Origin of the sequence: Puerhibacterium puerhi (assembly GCF_009846865.1) — a bacterium.
GTDB classification, from domain to species: domain Bacteria; phylum Actinomycetota; class Actinomycetes; order Actinomycetales; family Cellulomonadaceae; genus Puerhibacterium; species Puerhibacterium puerhi.
Map to the genome: position 1 here is coordinate 1 of NZ_WUWN01000051.1, position 19390 is coordinate 19390.

16 protein-coding genes are annotated in these 19390 nt (G+C 75.1%); 9 read left to right on the plus strand and 7 right to left on the minus strand.

Translation table 11 applies throughout. The features are described from left to right. The coding region (locus tag GSF02_RS16505) for a dihydrolipoamide acetyltransferase family protein (protein ID WP_159798472.1) at nt 1-1036 on the plus strand (1036 nt) is incomplete at its 5' end. A 189-nt stretch (nt 1037-1225) separates the two neighbouring features. Further along, the gene (locus tag GSF02_RS16510) at nt 1226-3331 is read left to right on the plus strand and encodes a cytochrome c oxidase assembly protein (protein WP_159798473.1); all 2106 of its coding nucleotides are present in this window, start codon (nt 1226-1228) and stop codon (nt 3329-3331) included. A gap of 176 nt (nt 3332-3507) precedes the next feature. Here the strand turns inward: GSF02_RS16510 and GSF02_RS16515 are convergent, their stop codons facing one another. Next, the gene (locus GSF02_RS16515) at nt 3508-4185 is read right to left on the minus strand and encodes a TetR/AcrR family transcriptional regulator (protein ID WP_235915642.1); all 678 of its coding nucleotides are present in this window, start codon (nt 4183-4185) and stop codon (nt 3508-3510) included. Between the two features lie 163 nt (nt 4186-4348). On the opposite strand from GSF02_RS16515, the gene GSF02_RS16520 reads away from it, so the two are divergent. The 4 genes from GSF02_RS16520 to GSF02_RS16535 all read left to right on the plus strand — a co-directional run bounded on the left by GSF02_RS16520 (nt 4349) and on the right by GSF02_RS16535 (nt 11630). Further along, a complete protein-coding gene (locus GSF02_RS16520; RefSeq protein ID WP_159798475.1) occupies nt 4349-7291 on the plus strand; it encodes an MMPL family transporter in 2943 nt (980 codons plus the stop codon). Further along, nucleotides 7288-9636 (plus strand): YhgE/Pip family protein, encoded by a 2349-nt coding sequence (locus tag GSF02_RS16525; RefSeq protein WP_159798476.1) that lies wholly within the window; start codon nt 7288-7290, stop codon nt 9634-9636. Before GSF02_RS16520 ends, GSF02_RS16525 begins: the two co-directional genes overlap by 4 nt. A gap of 147 nt (nt 9637-9783) precedes the next feature. After that, complete coding sequence (locus GSF02_RS16530; RefSeq protein ID WP_235915643.1) at nt 9784-10767, plus strand: ATP-binding cassette domain-containing protein; 984 nt, start codon at nt 9784-9786, stop codon at nt 10765-10767. A 59-nt stretch (nt 10768-10826) separates the two neighbouring features. Continuing rightward, nucleotides 10827-11630: an ABC transporter permease gene (locus GSF02_RS16535; RefSeq protein ID WP_408003910.1), complete on the plus strand. Its 804-nt coding sequence runs from the start codon at nt 10827-10829 to the stop codon at nt 11628-11630. A gap of 7 nt (nt 11631-11637) precedes the next feature. Here GSF02_RS16535 and GSF02_RS16540 read toward each other — a convergent pair whose 3' ends face one another. Next, nucleotides 11638-12471, minus strand: coding sequence for an aldo/keto reductase (locus tag GSF02_RS16540; RefSeq protein ID WP_159798478.1), 834 nt, complete (start codon nt 12469-12471; stop codon nt 11638-11640). Nucleotides 12472-12585: 114 nt separating this feature from the next. Here GSF02_RS16540 and GSF02_RS16545 point away from each other — a divergent pair, with 114 nt between their 5' ends. Continuing rightward, nucleotides 12586-12915, plus strand: coding sequence for a hypothetical protein (locus tag GSF02_RS16545; RefSeq protein WP_159798479.1), 330 nt, complete (start codon nt 12586-12588; stop codon nt 12913-12915). Nucleotides 12916-13010: 95 nt separating this feature from the next. After that, complete coding sequence (locus GSF02_RS16550; protein ID WP_235915644.1) at nt 13011-15023, plus strand: NHL domain-containing thioredoxin family protein; 2013 nt, start codon at nt 13011-13013, stop codon at nt 15021-15023. A gap of 131 nt (nt 15024-15154) precedes the next feature. Here the strand turns inward: GSF02_RS16550 and GSF02_RS16555 are convergent, their stop codons facing one another. The 5 genes from GSF02_RS16555 to GSF02_RS16575 all read right to left on the minus strand — a co-directional run bounded on the left by GSF02_RS16555 (nt 15155) and on the right by GSF02_RS16575 (nt 17677). After that, complete coding sequence (locus tag GSF02_RS16555) at nt 15155-15820, minus strand: HAD family hydrolase (protein ID WP_235915645.1); 666 nt, start codon at nt 15818-15820, stop codon at nt 15155-15157. Between the two features lie 85 nt (nt 15821-15905). Continuing rightward, nucleotides 15906-16364 carry a PTS sugar transporter subunit IIA gene (locus GSF02_RS16560; RefSeq protein WP_159798482.1) on the minus strand — a complete coding sequence of 153 codons (459 nt, stop codon included), beginning with the start codon at nt 16362-16364 and terminating at the stop codon, nt 15906-15908. Continuing rightward, entirely contained in the window at nt 16361-16591 is a 231-nt protein-coding gene (locus GSF02_RS16565; protein ID WP_159798483.1) for a PTS transporter subunit EIIB, read from the minus strand. The genes GSF02_RS16560 and GSF02_RS16565 overlap by 4 nt, the downstream gene beginning before the upstream one ends. Nucleotides 16592-16631: 40 nt before the next feature. Beyond that, nucleotides 16632-16877: a glucose PTS transporter subunit EIIB gene (locus tag GSF02_RS16570; protein ID WP_159798484.1), complete on the minus strand. Its 246-nt coding sequence runs from the start codon at nt 16875-16877 to the stop codon at nt 16632-16634. After that, on the minus strand, nt 16874-17677 hold the full coding sequence (locus tag GSF02_RS16575) for a GntR family transcriptional regulator (RefSeq protein ID WP_159798485.1): 804 nt from the start codon (nt 17675-17677) through the stop codon (nt 16874-16876). The genes GSF02_RS16570 and GSF02_RS16575 overlap by 4 nt, the downstream gene beginning before the upstream one ends. A gap of 225 nt (nt 17678-17902) precedes the next feature. On the opposite strand from GSF02_RS16575, the gene GSF02_RS16580 reads away from it, so the two are divergent. Continuing rightward, on the plus strand, nt 17903-19390 hold a 1488-nt coding region (locus GSF02_RS16580), incomplete at its 3' end, for a PTS transporter subunit EIIC (RefSeq protein ID WP_159798486.1).

Consider the following 19390-nt stretch of genomic DNA (forward strand, 5'->3'; position numbering starts at 1 on the left):
GCCCGTGGCCCCGGCGCCCGCCCCGGCCCCGCAGGCCCCCGCGCCCGCGGCGCCGCCCGCCCCGGCCGTGCAGCCCGAGCGCCGCGTCGCGCCCGACGGCGGCACGATCTCCCTGCCCGCCGGCGACGGCGCGCGGGTGCTGGCCAAGCCGCCGGTGCGCAAGCTGGCCAAGGACCTCGGCGTCGACCTCGCCTCGGTGCACCCCACCGGGCCGGGCGGGATCGTCACGCGCGAGGACGTCGTCGCGCACTCCGAGGCCGCCAAGCCGCAGGCGCTGGCCACGTACCCGGACGACGACCAGCCGTGGCTGGCGTCGGGCTCCGTGACCCCGGACGGCCGCCAGACCCGCGTGCCCATCAAGAGCGTGCGCAAGCGCACCGCCGAGGCGATGGTCGCCAGCGCGTTCACCGCGCCGCACTTCACCGTCTTCCAGACCGTCGACGTCACCAAGACGATGAAGCTCGTCGCGGCGCTCAAGGAGGACCGCGACTTCGCCGGTGTGCGCGTGACGCCGCTGCTGATCGCGGCCAAGGCGGTGCTGCTGGCGGTCAAGCGGCACCCGGAGATCAACGCGAGCTGGGACGACGCCGCGCAGGAGATCGTCTACAAGCACTACGTGAACCTGGGTATCGCCGCGGCGACCCCGCGCGGCCTGGTCGTGCCCAACATCAAGGACGCCCACACGCTCGACCTGCTGCACCTCGCGCAGGCGATCGGGGACCTCACCGCCACCGCCCGCGCCGGCCGCACCACCCCCGCGGCCATGAGCGACGGCACGTTCACCATCACGAACGTGGGCGTGTTCGGCACCGACACCGGCACGCCGATCCTCAACCCGGGGGAGGCGGGGATCCTCGCCTTCGGTGCGATCCGCCAGATCCCCTGGGTGCACAAGGGCAAGATCAAGAAGCGCTGGGTCACCCAGCTCGCGCTCAGCGGCGACCACCGGCTGGTCGACGGCGAGCTCGGTGCCCGGTTCCTGGCCGACGTCGCGCGGGTGCTCGAGGACCCGGCCCGCGGCCTGGTCTGGAGCTGACCTCCTGACCGACCGCCCCACCGCCCCCCGCGGTTGCGGGTCCCTGGGGGTCCGAGACAGGCACGTCCGTCTCGGACCCCCAGGGACCCGGAACTGTCTGGGCGGGTGGGCGGGCGGGGTGGCGGGGAGGTGCGTCACATCGGCGGCCCCGGCGGCGGCCGGGCGCGGGCAGGCACCTAGGCTGGAACGGTGACCACCCGCGCCCCCTCCACCGCAGCCACCACCGTGGCGCCGCGCCCCGCGTGGCTCGTCGCGGCGGGGCCCGTCGCCGTCGTCGTCGCCCTGCTCGCCGTGCTCGTGGGCGGCGGGTTCAGCGGCGCGTTCGCGGCGCTGTCCGGGTTCGCCGACCCGGGCGCCGTGGTCCGCTGGGGGCTGCCCGTCACCACGGTGCTCAGCGAGATCGCCGGCGCGGTGACGCTGGGTGCCCTGGTCGCCGCCGCCACGCTGCTGCCCGCCGGGCACCTGCGCGCCCGCGCGCTGTCGACGGCGGGCGCCGCCGCGATGGCCTGGGCGCTGGTGGGCGTGCTCGGCCTGGTGCTGCGGTACTCGAACGTCTCCGGCACGCCGCTCGATGCCCAGGGCTTCGGCGCGGGGCTGGGGCAGTTCCTCACCAGCATCGAGCTGGGCCGCACGTGGCTGACGATCGTGCTGCTGGCGGCCGTGACCTCCGCGCTGGCCCTGGCGGTCCGCGGCGCGACCGGCGCCCTGCTCACCACCCTGCCGCCGCTGGCCGCCCTCGCGTTCCAGGCCTCGACCGGCCACGCCGCCGGCGCCGCGAACCACTCGCTGGCCACCGGCGCGATGTTCCTGCACCTGGTCGGCGCGGCCCTGTGGATCGGCGGCCTCGCCGCGATCGCGGTGCTGGTCCTCGCGCGCCCGGGCACGACGGCGGAGCGGTCGGCGGCGTCCGGCCGCGGCCGCGCCGCCGGCGAGGGCTGGGAGGTGGCCGTCGAGCGGTTCTCGCCGATCGCCGGCTGGTGCTTCGCGGCGGTGGCCGTCAGCGGCGTGCTCAACGGCTGGATCCGGCTCGGCGGCCTCGACGGCCTCGGCACCCGCTACGGCGCGCTGCTGCTGGCCAAGGCCGCGCTCATGGTGGTCCTGGGCGCGCTCGGCTGGGCGCACCGCCGCGGCGTCGTGGGCCGGCTCACCGCGCCCGACGGCGTCGCCGCGCGCGGCCTGTTCTGGCGCCTGCTCGCCGTCGAGCTCGCCGTGATGGGCGCCGTCTCCGGCGTGGCGGTGGCGCTGTCGTCCACCGCGCCGCCGGTGCCGGACGACGTGCCCGTCGACGTCAGCCCCGCCTACCAGCTCACCGGGAGCGCGCTGCCGCCGGAGCTGGTGGGCGCGCGCTGGTTCACCGAGTGGCGGCTGGACCCGCTGTTCGCGTTCGCGTGCGTGGCCGCCGTCGTCGTCTACCTGCGCTGGGTGCGCCGCCTCGCCCGCCGCGGCGACCGCTGGCCCGTGGGCCGCACGGTCTCGTGGGTGGCCGGCGTCGCCATCGTCGCGTGGGACACCAACGGCGCCCCGACGATCTACGGCGAGATCCTGTTCAGCGCCCACATGGTCCAGCACATGGTGCTGGCCATGCTCGTGCCGCTGCTGCTGGTGCTCGCCGCGCCGATCACCCTGCTGCTGCGCGCCGTGCCGCCCCGCAAGGACGGCTCGCGCGGGCCCCGCGAGTGGGTGCTGGCGTTCGTGCACTCACGGTGGGGCGCGTTCGTCTCCAAGCCGGTCGTCGCCGCCGTGGTGTTCGTGGCCGGCATGATCGTCTTCTACTACTCACCGCTGTTCGAGTGGTCCCTGCGCTCGCACGTGGGGCACGTGTGGATGGTCGTGCACTTCACGCTCGCCGGTTACCTGTTCGCCAACGCGCTGGTGGGCATCGACCCCGGCCCCAACCGGCCGCCGTACCCGCAGCGGCTCGTGCTGCTGTTCGCCACGATGGCGTTCCACGCGTTCTTCGGCGTGGCGCTCATGTCGCAGACGTCGCTGCTGGTCGCCGACTGGTTCGGCAACACCGGCCGGCCCTGGGGGCTGCCCGCGATCGAGGACCAGCAGCGCGGCGGCGCCGTGGCCTGGGGCATCGGCGAGCTGCCCACGGTGGCGCTGGCCATCGTCGTCGCCGTCATGTGGACGCGCTCGGACGAGCGCGAGGCGCGCCGCCGCGACCGCAAGGCCGACCGCGAGGGCGACGTCGAGCTGGACGAGTACAACGCGATGCTCGCGCAGATGGCCCGGCGCGACGGCGTCGAGGCGCCGGACGCCGCGCGGCCGGGCCCGGCGCCCTCGGACCGCTAGCCCGGCGGCGCCTCAGCGCGCCTCGCCGGCGTCGGCGCTGCTGCTCTCGCGAGCTCGGCACTTCGTCGTGAGCTCGGCAGCTCGAGGTGCCGAGCTCACGACGAGGTGCCGAGCTCACGACGAGGTGCCGAGCTCACCGGGCGGAGACCGGCCGGTCCCGGGCCCCGGCAGGCGCCTCAGCGCGCCTCGACCAGCAGGCCCACCAGCGCCTCGAGCGCCTCGGGGTCCGCCGTGGCGCGGCCGGCGACGAACGCGGTCCGGGCACCGTGGGACCACGCGCCCAGCAGCAGGTCGACGGCGACCTTCGGCTCCACCACGAACCGTGCACCGATCCCGTCGAGCACGCGGCTCAGCGCGGTCGCCAGCTCCCCGCGCAGCTCCTGCTCCTGCTGGGTCCAGCGGGCGCCGATCTCCGGGTCGCGCAGCGCCAGCAGCTCGAACTCGGCGTTGATCGCGAACCACGAGCGCTCGGCACCCTGCGCGCACGTCACGGCGGCGATCACCGAGCGCACCGCGTCGCGGTCCACGCCGTCGCTGCCGACCACGCTGGCGTCGAGCCCGGCCACCGTGGCCTCGATCGCGGCGACGTCCTGGCGCGCCTGCCGCTCGGTGAGGGCGAGGAAGAGCTCCTCCTTGCTGGCGAAGTTCGAGTAGAAGGCCCCGCGCGTGAATCCGGCGGCCTCGCAGATCGCCTCGATGGACGCGCCGTGGAACCCGTCGCGCGTGAACACCTCGGACGCGGCCTCGAACAGCCGCTCACGGGTGCGCTCACGGCGCGGCGAGAGGGCGGTGCCGCTCGCGGGCCGGGGGTCGGGCCCGTCCGCGGACCCGGCGGTGGCGAGCTCGGTGCGCACAGGTTCTCCTGGTGGGACGGGGACGGCGCGGGGTTCTCCGACGGCGCGGGCGTCGCGGCCGCGAGGTCTGGCCATCCTAGTCGAATACGCCGGTGTATCGGATACATCCTCGTATCGGATACAGTCGTGCATCGTCACGGTCGTCGCATCCCGGGGAGCCGGTGTGTCCTCAGTCCTCTACGCGCTCGGCCGCTGGGCCGTGCACGCCCGCCGGCTCGTGCTGCTCTCCTGGGTCGGCGTGCTCGTCGTCGTCGGCGGCCTCGGCGTGCTGATCAACCAGGGCCTCGACAACGAGGTCACGATCCCGGGCACGGAGTCGAGCCAGGCGCTCGACCAGCTGTCGGCGACGTTCCCGCAGGTCAGCGGCACCTCTGCGCAGATCATCGTCGTCGCGCCCGACGGCGGCAGCATCGACGACGCAGGCATCGAGGGCCCGGTCACGGACGCCGTCGACCGCATCGGCGACCTGGACCAGGTCAGCGCGGTGACGTCGCCGTACGACGACCAGATGCCGGCGGACGTCAACGACGACGGCGACGCGACGCTGCTGACCGTCCAGCTCGACGGCGACGTCGGCTCGGTCACGCAGGCCACCCGGGCCGGGCTCGAGGACGCCACCGCCGACCTCCAGGCCGCGCTGCCGGCCGGTGCGCAGGCCTCGCTCGGCGGCCAGCTCTTCGCGTCCGACTTCCCCGCCCTGTCGGTCACCGAGGCGGTCGGCCTCCTGGTCGCGCTCGTCGTGCTCGTGGTGACCCTCGGCTCCCTCGTGGCCGCCGGCCTGCCCCTCGTCAACGCGGTCGCCGGCGTCGGCGTGACCATGGGCCTGCTGTTCGCGGCCACCGCCCTGGGCCCGATCAACTCCACGACGCCGATGCTCGCCGTGATGCTCGGCCTGGCGGTCGGGATCGACTACGCGCTGTTCGTCGTCTCCCGCCACCGCGAGCAGCTGCGCGACGGCGTCGGGGTCGACGAGTCGGTCGCCCGCGCCGTCGCCACGGCCGGCTCCGCCGTGGTGTTCGCCGGCCTGACCGTCATGATCGCGCTGGTCGGCCTCGGCGTCGCCGGCATCCCGTTCCTCACCGTCATGGGCGTGGCGGCGGCGGTCGGCGTCGGCATCGCCGTGCTCGTGTCGCTCACGCTGCTGCCGGCGCTGCTCGGCTTCGCCGGCGAGCGCCTGCGGCCGAGGCAGCGCTCGCCGCGGCGAGGGCGGCGCGCGCGCCCGGACGACGCCGCCGCGGCGCCCGCCCGCGCGGAGGACGGACCGGCACCGGTCGCGGACGGCGCGGACGGCGCCGCCGGTCGGCATGCCGTCGTGGCGGCCGACGACGCCGCACCGGCGTCGCAGCACGCCCCCGCCGACCACGCGCCCGCGCGGCCGGCCGGGTTCTTCGGCCGCTGGGTCCGCGCCGTGACGCGGGTCCCCGCCCTGACGATCGCCGCCGTCGTCGTGCTGGTCGGCCTGCTCGCCTACCCCGCCCTGGACCTGCGCCTGGCGCTGCCGGACGCCGGCGTGCTGCCCGAGGACAGCCCGGCCCGCGTCACCTACGACCTGGTGTCCGAGGAGTTCGGCCCCGGCTACAACGGCCCGCTCATCGTCACCGGCACGATCGTCACCAGCACCGACCCCGTCGGGCTGATGGACGAGATCGCCGACGAGCTGCGCGACCTGCCCGGCGTCGCTGACGTGCCGCTGGCCACCCCCAACCCGTCCGGCGACACCGGCATCGTCCAGGTCACGCCCGAGGGCGGCCCGACGTCGCAGTCCACGGAGGACCTCGTGCGCGAGATCCGCTCGCTGCACGGTCACTTCCTCGACGAGTACGGGGTCGACCTGTCCGTCACCGGCAGCACCGCCGTCGGCATCGACGTCTCGGCCAAGCTGGGTGCCGCGCTGCTGCCGTTCGGCATCGTCGTCGTGGGCCTGTCGCTGCTGCTGCTGACGATGGTGTTCCGCTCCGTGTGGGTGCCGATCAAGGCCTCGGTCGGCTACCTGTTCAGCGTCGGGGCGGCGTTCGGCGTGGTGACGCTCGTGTTCGAGCACGGCTTCCTCGCGGACGCGCTACACGTGACGCGCACGGGGCCGGTCATCTCCTTCATGCCGATCGTGCTCATGGGCGTGCTGTTCGGCCTGGCCATGGACTACGAGGTGTTCCTGGTCTCGCGCATGCGCGAGGACTACGTGCACTCGTCGCGCCGGCCCGGGTCCGCGCGAGCCGCCGTGCTCACCGGGTTCCAGGGCTCCGCCCGGGTGGTCACCGCCGCCGCGATCATCATGTTCGCCGTCTTCGTGGCGTTCGTGCCCGAGGGTGACATGAACCTCAAGCCGATCGCGCTCGGCCTGGCCGTGGGCGTGGCGGTCGACGCGTTCGTGGTGCGCATGGTGCTGGTGCCGGCCGTGATGGCGCTGCTCGGCGACCACGCGTGGTGGATGCCGCGCTGGCTCGACCGCGTGCTGCCGCACTTCGACGTCGAGGGTGAGGGCGTGGCCAAGGAGCTCGCGCTCGCCGACTGGCCGGAGCCCGGGGCCACCGACGCCGTCGCCGCGCACCGGCTGCGCGTCGCCGGCCCCCGCGGCGAGGGCACGCTGGTGGGGCCCGTCAGCGTGCGCGTGCCGGAGGGCGGCGCGCTCGTCGTGGCCGGCCCCAGCGCCCCGCCGGTGAGCGCGTTCCTGCTCGCCGTCTCCGGGCGCCTGGCGCCCGACGACGGCACCGTGAAGGTGACCGGCCTGGTGCTGCCCGAGCGGGCGCCCACCGTCCGCGGCCGCGTGGCCGTGCTCGACGCCGCCCGGCTGGCCGGCGGCACGGCGGCCGCGGTGGACGCCGCGCGCGACGACGGCGCCCGCGTCGTCGTCGTCGACCGGACCGAGTCCCTGGGTGACCTGGCGTGGCGCGCCGACGTCGCCGCCGCCCTGCGGCGGGCGCACGCCGCCGGCGCGTCCGTGCTGCTCGGCGTGGTGGGCGACGACGTCGCGGTGGCCGAGGCGGAGGAGATCGCCCCCGTCCGCGCCGGTGTCCTCGACGTGACCGCCACCGACCCCGAGCCCGCCCCGGTCGGCGGGCACGACCGCCCCGACTCGCAGACCGCACGGAACGAGGTGCCGGCATGACCCGCCGCAACCCCTGGAGCGTGGTGGCCGTCGCGCTGCTGCCGGTGCTCGCGCTCGCCCTGCTGCTGGCCGCGCTGTGGAACCCGCAGGAGCGCCTGAACACGGTGCGCGCCGCCATCGTCAACCTCGACGAGCCCGTGCAGGTGGACGGCCAGACCGTGCCGCTCGGCCGCCAGCTCGTCGCCGGCCTGGTCAGCGGCCAGGCGCCGTCGACCGACCCGACGACGAGGGCGGTGCCGGCCTCGGACGAGGGCTACGACTGGGAGATCACCGACGCCGACGAGGCGGCGGCGGGCCTCGACGACGGCACCTACGCCGCCGTCGTCACGATCCCGGAGAACTTCTCCGCCGCTGCCACCTCGATCGGCGGTGATCCCGCGGACGCCGAGCAGGCGACCATCGACGTCGCGACGCCCCCCGGCGGCCGGGTGGTCGACGAGGCGCTCGCCGGCATCGTCGCCACCACCGCGACCGGCGTCATGAGCTCCTCGATCACCGAGACCTACGTGGACAACGTGCTGATCGGGTTCACCACGCTGCACGAGCAGCTTAGGCAGGCATCCGACGGCGCGGCGCAGCTCGCCTCGGGCGCCGGCTCCGCGGCCTCCGGCGCTGACCAGCTCGCGGACGGCGCCGGGCAGCTCGCCGACGGCGCCGAGGCGTCGGCGACGGGCGCGGACCAGCTCGCGGACGGCGCCGGGCAGCTCGCCAGCGGGGCGGACGCCGCCGCGGCGGGCGCGGGGCAGCTGGCCAGCGGGGCGGACGCCGCCGCGGCGGGCGCGTCCGGGCTCGCCGACGGGGCGACGCAGCTCGCCGACGGCGCCGGCCAGGTGGCCGACGGTGCCGGCCAGGTGGCCGGCGGGCTCGGTGCGGCGCAGGCCGCTGCCGACCAGCTCGCCGCCGGGGCGGGGGACCTGCGGGCGCAGCTCGGCGCAGCGGGAGCGGGGACACGCGCGGCCGCCGAGGGTGTCTCCACTGTCGGCGCTCAGCTCGGCACGGCTGTCGGCACCCTGCAGGGCGCGAACGACGTGATGTCGCAGTACCTAGCTGAGTATCTGGCGGAGCGTGGGTGCGACCCAGCCGACTCCGCGTCTGAACCCTGCCGGCCCTATCTCGACCTGCTGCAGGCGATGGGAACGGTGCCGGTGGTTCTCGACGGTGACGGGACCAGCGCCAATCCTGGCCTACGCGGGGCTGCTGAGAGCCTCAAGGTCGCGGCCGGAGCGCGCACCGACGACCCGACCCATCGTCAGACCTTGCACGCTCTGGCCAACGGTCTGACGGCCGCCGCCTCGGACGAGGGCGTCGGCCGGCTCCAGCAGGGCGCCCAGCAGCTGAGCGACGGGCTGGGCGACCTCGCGGCCGGCGCGGACCAGGTCGCGGGAGGCGCCTCCGGCCTGGCCGACGGCGCCGACGCGCTCGCCGCGGGCGCGTCGCAGGTCTCCACCGGCGTCGGCCAGCTCGCCACCGGGGCCTCCGGGCTGCAGTCCGGCGTCGGGCAGCTGGCGACGGGTGCCGCGGGGCTGGAGGGCGGGGCCTCGGCGCTGTCCACCGGCGTCGGGCAGCTCGCGACGGGGGCGGGCGGCCTCGAGAGCGGGGCGGCGGACCTGTCGTCCGGCGTCGGCCAGCTGCAGGGCGGCGCCGACGACCTGGCGAGCGGCCTGACGCAGGCGGTCGACCAGGTGCCGTCGTACACCGACGACCAGCGGGCGTCGCTCGCCTCGGTGGTGGCGGACCCCGTCCGGTCGCCGGCGCCCACGAGCCTGGGCAGCGGGTCCACCGGGCCGCTGTTCGCCGTCGTGGCGCTGTGGCTCGGCGCGCTCGCGCTGACCCTCGTGTACCGCCCCGTCGGGCCCGGGGTGCTGGGCTCCACGCGCAGCTCGCTGCGCCTCGCCGTGCGGTCGCTCGTCGCGCCCGCGGCGGTCGGGGCGGGCTCGGGCGCCGTCGTGGGCGCCGTCCTGGCCGGCGTCCAGCACCTGTCGCCCGCGGGGTGGGTGGGGACGATCCTCGTCGGCGCGCTCGTCTCCGTCTCCTTCGTGGCGGTGCAGCAGGGCCTGGTGGGCCTGCTGGGCGACGTCGGGCGGGCGATCAGCATCCTCGTGGCCGTGCTGGCCATCGCGACGGGGGTGGTGGCCACGGTGCCGTCGGTCCTGGTGAGCATCGCCGACGTGCTGCCCGTCGGCGCCGCGCAGGACGCGCTCGCCGGGCTGGTGGTCCCCGACGTGGGCGGCACGGGGCCGGGCGTCGCGGCGCTGGTGGCCTGGCTGCTGCTCGGCGTGGCGCTCACCGTGGCGGCGACCGCGCGGCGGCGGCGGGTGCACGCGGCCCAGCTCGTCGCGGCGTAGCCGGGCGCCGCGCGGTCCGTGGCCGCGCAGCCGGCCGCCGCGCGGTCCGCGGCCGCGAGAAAAGGCGATGACTCCGTGTGGGTGGCGGGGTCTAGCGTGATGTGAGCCAGGTCACTCACGCTATCCCCCACACGACGAGGTGGTCGCATGCCGACCGAGATGATCAGGGCACGCGGGCTGGTGCGGACGTTCCGCCGCCGCAAGGAGGTGGTCGAGGCCGTCAAGGGCATCGACGTCGACGTGGCCGAGGGCGAGCTCGTCGCCTTCCTCGGCCCGAACGGCGCGGGCAAGTCCACCACGCTGCGCATGCTCACCTCCCTGCTCGCCCCCACCGCCGGCACCGCCGAGGTGGCCGGGTACGACGTCGTCACGCACCCGGAGCAGGTGCGCGCCCGCATCGGCTTCATCGGCCAGGGCAACGGCGGCGGCTTCTCCTACAAGGTGCGCGACGAGCTGCACAACCAGGGCCGGTTCTACGGGCTGGCGCCGGACGTCTACCGGTCGCGCGCCGCGACGCTCATCGAGGCGCTCGAGCTCGGGGGGCTGGAGAAGCGCAGCGTGCAGTCGCTGTCGGGCGGTCAGCGGCGGCGGCTCGACGTCGCGCTCGGGCTCATGAACCACCCGCCGCTGCTCTTCCTGGACGAGCCCACCACTGGCCTCGACCCGCACTCGCGGGCCAACCTGTGGGAGCACATCGCGGCCATGCGCGAGCGGTACGGCATGACGATCGTGCTCACCACGCACTACCTCGACGAGGCCGACAGCATGGCGGAGCGCGTCGTGGTCATCGACCACGGCGAGATCGTCGCCGACGCCCCGCCGGACCTGCTCAAGCACGAGCACGCCGACGACGTCCTGACGGTCGGCGTCGCATCCACCGACGAGGACGGGGTCGTCGCGGCGCTGCGGCCCGACGTCGTGGGCGGCGGCGAGGTCGACGTGACCCGGCGCGACGGCGAGCTGCGCGTCGTGGTCCGCACCGCCCACGGCGCCGAGCGGCTGCCCGGCGTCCTGGAGGCGCTGCGGGCGGCGGGCCTCACGGTCACGTCGGCGAGCGGCAAGCAGGCCAGCCTCGACGACGTCTTCCTCAACCTCACCGGCCGCAGCCTGCGCGAGGAGGCAGCAGCGTGACCACCGCCGCATCCGTCACCACCGCCGCCGGGGCCGACGTCGAGCGCGAGGCGCCCCGGATCGTCACCCGCTCCGGGCCCGGCAAGCTCCTCGCCGACACCTGGGCGGTCTTCACCCGCGAGATCCTGCTGACCCTGCGCGACCCGTTCACGCTGATCTTCTCGCTGCTGCAGCCGCTGATCTTCCTCGGGCTGTTCGGCCCGCTGCTCACCGGCGCGTTCGGCGGCGGGCTCGGCGCGCCGGGGGCGGGCGGCGCGAGCACCGGCGACACCCTCCAGTGGTTCGTGCCCGGCGTCATCGTGATGATCTGCCTCTTCGGCACCTCGATGACCGGATCCAACCTGCTGTACGAGGTCATGACCGGCTCCTACGAGCGGGTGCTGGCCACGCCGCTCGGCCGCTCGTCGATCCTCGTGGGCCGGGCGCTCAAGGAGTTCGCGCCGCTGCTGGTGCAGGGCGTGATCATCGCGCTCGTGTGCGTGCCGTTCGGGTTCACGCTCTACCCGCTGCCGGCGCTGCTCGGCCTGGTGCTGCTCGGTGTCTTCGGCGTGGGGGTCGGTGCGCTGAGCCACGCGCTCGCGCTGGCGTCGAAGAACCGCGAGTGGCTGTTCTGGGGCGTGCAGCAGTCGCTGCTGTTCCCGCTGCTCATCCTGTCCGGAATGATGCTCCCGCTCGAGGCCGGGCCGGCATGGATGCAGACGGCGTCGAGGTTCAACCCGCTGACCTACATGGTGGACGGCGAGCGGCTGCTGTTCGCCGGGCGCCTCGACGACCCGAAGGTGGCGTGGTGCGCGGTCGCCGCCGTGGCCACGTGCCTGGTCGGGATCGTCGTGGGGATCCGGGCCACCAAGAAGGTGGTCTGAGCCCGGCTCAGCGGCCGGTGTCGTTCATCTGGTCCGGGTGCGAACCGGTGCGCTCGCCACGGTCCAGGGCCGAGATCGCCGCCATGTCGTCGGCCGGCAGCTCGAAGCCGAACAGCTGGGCGTTCTCCACGATCCGCTCCGGCGTCGCCGACTTGGGGAACACGACGTCGCCGCGCTGCAGGTGCCAGCGCAGCACCACCTGCGCCGGCGTGCGGTCGTGGCGGCGGGCGACCTCGCCGATCACCGGGTCGGCGAGCACCGACCCGCGTCCCAGCGGCGACCATGCCTCGGTGACGATGCCGTGCTCGGCGTCGAACGCCCGCAGCTCGTCCTGCGCCAGGTAGGGGTGCACCTCCACCTGGTTCACGGCGGGCACCACGGTGCCCTCGGCGAGCACGCGGCGCAGGTGGTGCGGCTGGAAGTTGGAGACGCCGATGGCCCGGGCGCGGCCGGAGGCGTAGATCTCCTCGAGCGCCGCCCAGGCCTCGAGGTAGCGGTCCTGCGCGGGCAGCGGCCAGTGGATGAGGAACAGGTCCACGTGCTCCAGGCCGAGCGCCTCGAGCGACCGGTCGAACGCCGCCAGGGCGTCGTCGTGCGCGTGGAAGGCGTTGTTGAGCTTGGTGGTGACGAACAGCTCGTCGCGCGGCAGCCCGGACGCGGCCACCGCCTCGCCGACCTCGCGCTCGTTGCGGTACATCTGCGCGGTGTCCACGTGGCGGTAGCCGGCCTCGAAGGCACGCAGCACCAGGTCGCGGGTGGCGGCGGGCGGCAGCTTGTACGTGCCGAAGCCGAGCTGCGGGATGGCGACGCCGTTGTTGAGGGTGATCGACGGGATGCTCACCCGCCCATCCTGGCGACTCGGGTCCGGCGAGGCACGTCGGTGAGCGCGGCGCGTGGCAGTCCAGCCGCCGCGCCGTGGCCAACAGGTGCTGGGAGGCGCCGGTAGCCTCCGCCGGTGGACACGCGCGAGGACGACGAGACCGCGAGGTGCGACTGGTGCGGGATCGCCGTACCGGACGACGGGTGGGTGGGTCTTGAGGTCCAGCGGCCGGTCGACGTCCCCGGCCGTGAGGACGGGTGGGTCGACTACGCGGGCGGGTTCTTCTGCAGCCAGGAGCATGCCGCGCTGTGGCTCGCGAAGCCGCTGCCCCCGCCGGAGCCACCGACGGTGCTGAAGGAGGAGCGCGTCGACTGGATCCTCCTCGCGACGACGGCGGTCGCTCTGGTGGCCGCCGGGCTCGCGTGCGTCGGGCTGTGGACCATCGTGCAGTGGGTGGTGCGCTGAGAGAGCTCCGCCCTGTCGGTGGAGCGATGTCCAGCATGCGGAACACTCCGTGGACACCCGGAATGGGGTGGCGGAACTTCGGGTTGACTGTCCCCGTGACCCAGCCGACCACCTCCCTGAGCACCTTCAAGACCGGCGCCGACCTGCCCCGCGTGCGCGCCTCCGAGCTGGTCGGCCGCGGCTGGCTGAACACCGGCGGCAAGGCGGTCACGCTCGCCGACCTGCGCGGCAAGATCGTGGTGCTCGACTTCTGGACGTTCTGCTGCATCAACTGCCTGCACGTCCTCGACGAGCTGCGCGAGCTCGAGGAGGCGCACCGCGACGTCCTGGTGATCGTGGGCGTGCACTCGCCGAAGTTCGAGCACGAGGCCGACCCGGACGCCCTGCGCGCCGCCGTCGAGCGCTACGACGTGCGCCACCCGGTCCTGGACGACCCCGACCTGGTGACCTGGGGCGCGTACACCGCCCGCGCCTGGCCGACGCTCGTCGTCGTCGACCCCGAGGGCTACGTCGTGGCGCAGATGGCGGGGGAGGGGCACGCGTCGGCCGTGGCCGCGCTGGTCGAGCAGCTCGTCGTCGAGCACGAGGCCAAGGGCACGCTGCACCGCGGCGACGGCCCGTACGTGGCGCCGGAGCCGACGTCGGGCACGCTGCGCTTCCCCGCCAAGGCGGTCGCGCTGCCCGGCGGCAACCTGCTGGTCGCCGACGCCGGGCACCACTCGCTGGCCGAGCTGGCCGCCGACGGCGAGACGCTCGTGCGGCGCATCGGCTCCGGCGAGCGCGGGCTGGCCGACGGCGGCCCGGAGGAGGCCCGGTTCAGCGAGCCCAACGGCCTGGCGCTGGTGCCCGCCGAGCTGCGCGAGCAGCTCGGCTACGACGTCCTCGTGGCCGACACCGTCAACCACGCCCTGCGCGGCGTGCGGCTGACCGACGGCGCCGTGACCACGGTGGCCGGCACGGGCGAGCAGTTCATGGTCGGCGGCCAGGAGAACGTCGTCGTGCCCGGCGAGCAGCCGCGCGCGTACGCGGCCGGCGAGCGGGTGGCGGGGCGCGCCGTCCGGTTGTCGTCGCCCTGGGACGTGGCGTGGTCGCCGGAGCTGGGCGCGTTCGTCGTCGCCATGGCCGGCAACCACACCCTGTGGGCGTTCGACGGCGAGGGCGTGCGGCTGCTGGCCGGCACGATGAACGAGGGCCTCGAGGACGGTGCCGGCGCGGAGGCCTGGTTCGCCCAGCCGTCCGGCCTGGCGGCGGCGCTCGGGGAGGACGGGCAGCCGGACGGCGCCCTCTGGCTCGCCGACTCCGAGACCTCTGCGCTGCGCCGGGTCGAGCCGGCCGGTGACGGCGTCGTGCTGCGCACCGCCGTCGGGCAGGGCCTGTTCGACTTCGGCCACCGCGACGGCGACGCCGCGCAGGCGCTGCTGCAGCACCCGCTCGGCGTCGCCACGCTGCCCGACGGCTCCGTCGTCGTCGCCGACACCTACAACGGCGCGCTGCGCCGGTTCGCGCCGGCCGGCGAGCCCGGCGCCGGTGGCCGCGTCACCGGCGAGGTCACCACGCTGGCCACCGGCCTGGCCGAGCCGTCCGACGTGCTCGTGCAGGTCACCGACGACGGCGGGGTGCACCTGCTCGTGGTCGAGTCGGCCGCGCACCGGCTCACGCGCGTGGCGCTGCCGGCGTCGCTCGCCGGCGAGGTGCTCGACGGCGGCGCGCGCCGCACGCAGCGGCCGGCCACGCCGGTGGCGTCCGGGGCGCTGCGCCTCGAGGTGCCGTTCGTGCCCGCGCCGGGCCAGAAGCTCGACGAGCGCTGGGGGCCGGCCACGTCGCTGCAGGTCAGCGCGACCCCGCCGGAGCTGCTGCTGGAGGGCGCCGGCGGCGGCACGGACCTGGCCCGCGAGCTGGTCATCAACCCCGAGGTCGCCGAGGGCGTGCTGCACGTGACCGCCAAGGCGGCGTCGTGCGACGTGGTGCCGCTCGGGCCCGACGGCGAGCCGCTGCCCGACGTCTTCCCGGCCTGCCACCTGGCCCAGCAGGACTGGGGCGTGCCGGTGACGGTCGTGGCGGCCGAGGACGCCGACGGCCCGACCCTCACGCTCCCGCTGCGCGGCTGACCCCGAGCCGCCCCCGCGCCGAGATAGAGAGCCCCCCGCGCGAGATAGAGAGCCCTTCGCGCGAGATAGAGAGGTGACCTCTCTATCTCGCGCGAAGGGCTCTCTATCTCGCGGGGGTCGGCCGGCGGCGGTCAGGCGGCCAGGAGCCCCGGCAGCTCGGCGAGCGAGTCGATGACCGTCGCGCGCGCCGCCTCCGGGCGCTCGGCGTGCAGGTAGCCCCACGGCCCGCGGCGCACCAGGATCGGGCGCATCCCGGCGGCCGCCGCCGGCAGCACGTCGTTGTCGAGGCGGTCGCCGACGTAGGCGACCTGCGCCGCCGGCACGCCGGCGAGCCCGGCCGCCGCCGCGAAGAACGCCGCCGACGGCTTCTCCGCGCCGATCTCCGCGGAGTTGCGGATCGCGTCGACGGGCAGGTCCATCGCCTTCAGCGCGGCCAGCGCCGCCGGCGGCTGGTTGCCCGCGACCACGACGCGCAGCCCGGCGTCGCGCAGCGCGCCGAGGGCGGCCCGGACGTCGGGGTACAGGTCGTCGGCGTCGAACCCGGTGCGCAGCCCGTCGGGGTCCTCCGCCGCCCAGGCGGCCTCCTCCGCGTCGACGTCGAGCCCGGGACGGACCAGCTCGAACGCCTCCCGGTACGAGCGGTCGAGCGCCGCGCACCCGCCGAGCACCCCCAGGAACGTCAGCGCCGGCACGCCGAGGCGCTCGGCCCAGCGGGTCCAGATCCGTGTCTCGTCGATCAGGGTCTCGCCGACGTCGAACACCACGGCACGGATCGGGGCGCTGGTCTGCTGGGTCACGCCGCTCATTCTCGCCGAGACCGGACTTGTGGTCGCCTCCGCACCGTCGGAGGCGACCACAAGTCAGGTCTCGGCGGAGGCGCGGCTACTCCGCCCGGAACAGCACGTCCCCCGCGCCCACCGCGGCACCGGGCTCGGGCAGGTCGCGCAGCGCGTCCGCGGCGGCGTCGAGCAGCACCACCGGCACGACGGCGGAGCGCCCGCCGGCGGTCACGGCGGCGGGGTCCCAGGTCACCAGGTGCTGCCCGGCGGTGACGGCGTCGCCCTCGGCGACGTGCAGCGTGAAGCCCTCGCCGTCGAGCTGCACGGTGTCGATGCCGAGGTGCACCAGCACGCCGCGCCCGTCGGCCTGGGCGACGACGAACGCGTGCGGGTGCAGCTTGACCACCGTGCCCGTGACGGGCGCGACCACGTGGCGCCCGGCGCCGGCGTCGGGCGCCACGGCGAGGCCGGGGCCCACGTACCCGGCGGAGAACACCGGGTCGGGCACGTCGGCCAGCGCCACGACGGTGCCGGCGACGGGGGAGCGGGCCTCGACGGTCACCGCAGGTCCTCGATGTCGGACGCCAGGGTGTCGGCCTCCGGGCCGACGATGACCTGCACGGCGGTGCCGGCCCGCACGACGGCGATCGCGCCGGCGGCCGTGAGCGCCTTCTCGTCGACGCGCGCGGGGTCCTCGACCTCGACCCGCAGCCGGGTGATGCAGGGCTCGAGGTCGACGATGTTGTCGTCGCCGCCGAGGCCGGCCAGGATCTGCTCTGCCTTGCTCATGGGGTGCTCCTTGGGTGGTGCGAGGGCGGTGCCGGCCGGGTCAGAGCAGCTCGGCGAGGTCGGACGCGATGGTGTCGGCGTGGGGACCGACGACCACCTGGACCACCCGGCCGGAGACCATCACGCCGTAGGCGCCGGCGTGGCGCAGCGCGGCGGCGTCGACGCGCGCGGGGTCCTTGACGAGGGTGCGCAGTCGGGTGGTGCACGGGTCGATCTCGTCGACGTTGTCCACGCCGCCAAGACCGTCGAGGATCGCGGCGGCGCGCGCGGCGTCGGGCACGGTCATCGGTCGGTCCTTCCGTCGGCGTCGCGCGCGGCGCGCGGCACGATGGTGGGCTTGGCCTCGCGCAGCGGCACGACGACGGAGTAGCGGTCGCCGCGGTAGGAGGCCTGGGAGTACATCACGGCGGTGTCCTCGGCGTAGGTGCGTCGCCGGGTGCGCAGCAGGGCCAGCGAACCCTGCATCTGGAGCAGCGTCGCCTCGTCCGGCGTGGCGACCGACGCGGAGATCGTGTCCTCGCCCCAGGTGGGCGCGTACCCGGCCGCCCGCAGCGCGCCGTAGAGCGACTCCGGCACGCCGTCGTCGAGCATCGCGGGCAGCAGCCGCGCCGGCAGCCACGCGTGCTCGAGGCTCATCGGGACCCCGTCGGCGCTGCGCAGGCGCCGCACCTCGTGCACGGGCTCGCCGGGCTCGAGCGCGAGCTGCTCGGCCACCCGCGTCGGCGCGGGCACCGTGGCGGCGTCGAGCACGCGCGTGCCCGGCGCCATGCCGCGGCGGCGCACGTCCTCGCCGAACGTCGTCAGGCGCATCTCGAAGTCGACCCGCGCCGGGGCGACGAACGTGCCGCGCCCCTGCTCGCGCACCAGCACGCCGTCCGCGGCCAGGGAGTCGAGCGCCTGGCGCACCGTCATGCGCGAGACGCCGAACCGGTCGGTCAGCGCCCGCTCCGAGGGCAGCGCGTCGCCCTCGGCCAGCTCGTTCTCGATGAGGTCGGCGAGATAGGCGCGCACGGCCTGGTACTTGTGACCGGCCCGGTGCGGGGTGGCCGGCGGCGCGTCGGCCGCCGGGGCTGCGGGAATGGTCATGGCCGAATTCTCACCCCTTCCTCGCGGCGGTCGACGGCGTGCGGCCAGGAGCGTCGCAGCCTCACGGCGGCGCCCCGGTGTGGCGGTTGACACATCATGCGGTCTAGACCATTCTGGCCGCAAGTGGTCTGGACAACTGCGCGACGGCGCGCGGCTCGTCCAGCTCTCGTACGGCCACGTCTCCCGGCGTCGGACGATCCGGCGCCTCCACCACGAGGAGCCACCATGACCACGGTCGCCGCACCGACCACGAGCAAGCGGGGATTCCCCGGGCTCGCCCAGCTCCAGCGCATCGGGCGCTCCCTGATGCTCCCGATCGCGTCCCTGCCCGCCGCGGCGCTCCTGCTGCGCCTCGGCCAGCCCGACATGCTCGGCGCCGACGGCGTCGCCGGCACCTTCCCCTGGGTCCAGCCGGTGGCCGACGTGTTCGCCGCCGCCGGCAACGCGCTGTTCGGCAACCTGCCGCTGATCTTCGCCCTCGGCGTCGCCGTCGGGTACGCCAAGAAGTCCGACGGCTCGACGGCCCTGGCCGCCCTCATCGGCTACCTGGTGTTCAAGGGCGTCAGCGACGCGCTGTCGCCCTACGTGCTGGGCGAGCCGGACGCCGTGGCCGCCGAGGACGTGCTCTCCGGTGCCGACCCCGCCGCCCTCGCGGCGGCGCAGAACGGCGACTTCACCGCGCTGCTGACACAGGCGATCGGCATGGGCGTCGACGCGCCGCAGCAGGAGCTCATCAACTACGGCGTGCTCGGCGGCATCGTCATCGGCCTCGTCGCCGCGCTGCTGTTCCAGCGGTACTACCGGATCAAGCTGCCGGCGTGGCTGGCCTTCTTCGGCGGTCGCCGGTTCGTGCCGATCGTCACCGCCGGCGCCGCCCTGGTGATCGCGGTGATCGGCGCGCTGGTCTACCCCGCGTTCGACTGGCTGCTCAACGACACCATCGGAGCCTGGGTCACCGGCTCCACCGTGCTCGGGGCGTTCGTCTACGGCACCGCCAACCGGCTGCTCGTGCCGATCGGCCTGCACCACCTGCTCAACTCGCTGCCGTGGTTCCAGTTCGGCTCCTACACCGACGCCGACGGCGAGGTGTGGCACGGCGACATCGCGCGCTTCCTGCACGGCGACCCGACCGCCGGCACGTTCATGACCGGGTTCTTCCCGATCATGATGTTCGCGCTGCCGGCCGCGGCGCTGGCGATCATCCACACGTCCAAGCCGAAGAACCGCAAGCTCATCGCCTCGATCATGGGCTCGGCGGCGCTCGTCTCCTTCGTCACCGGCGTCACCGAGCCGCTCGAGTTCGCCTTCGTCTTCGTGGCCTACCCGCTGTACGTCATCCACGCGATCCTCACCGGCACGTCGATGGCGCTGGTCAACGCCCTCGGCATCCGTGACGGGTTCGGCTTCTCCGCCGGCGCCATCGACTACCTGCTCAACTTCCGCATCGCCGAGAAGCCGCTGCTGCTCATCCTGATCGGGCTCGGCTACGCCGTCGTGTACTACTTCCTGTTCCGGTTCGTCATCACCCGGTTCAAGCTCAGGACGCCGGGTCGCGAGGACGACGACGCGGACGCCGCGACGCCGTCCGACGCCACGGCGGAGAATGCCGCCGTGGGCGCGACGGTGGCGACGGGCGAGGGCACGACGGCGGAGGGCGCCGCGGCGCCCGGGCCGCGCGGCACGGCGGGCGGCGGCACGGCGGGCGGCGGCGCG

What these genes read in the sequence shown, in the direction of transcription:
- GSF02_RS16525 (WP_159798476.1), top strand. Translation starts at nt 7,288, where the DNA reads ATGACCCGCCGCAACCCCTGGAGCGTGGTGGCCGTCGCGCTGCTGCCG.
- GSF02_RS16530 (WP_235915643.1), top strand. Translation starts at nt 9,784, where the DNA reads ATGCCGACCGAGATGATCAGGGCACGCGGGCTGGTGCGGACGTTCCGC.
- GSF02_RS16565 (WP_159798483.1), bottom strand. Translation starts at nt 16,591, where the DNA reads ATGAGCAAGGCAGAGCAGATCCTGGCCGGCCTCGGCGGCGACGACAAC.
- GSF02_RS16570 (WP_159798484.1), bottom strand. Translation starts at nt 16,877, where the DNA reads ATGACCGTGCCCGACGCCGCGCGCGCCGCCGCGATCCTCGACGGTCTT.
- GSF02_RS16575 (WP_159798485.1), bottom strand. Translation starts at nt 17,677, where the DNA reads ATGACCATTCCCGCAGCCCCGGCGGCCGACGCGCCGCCGGCCACCCCG.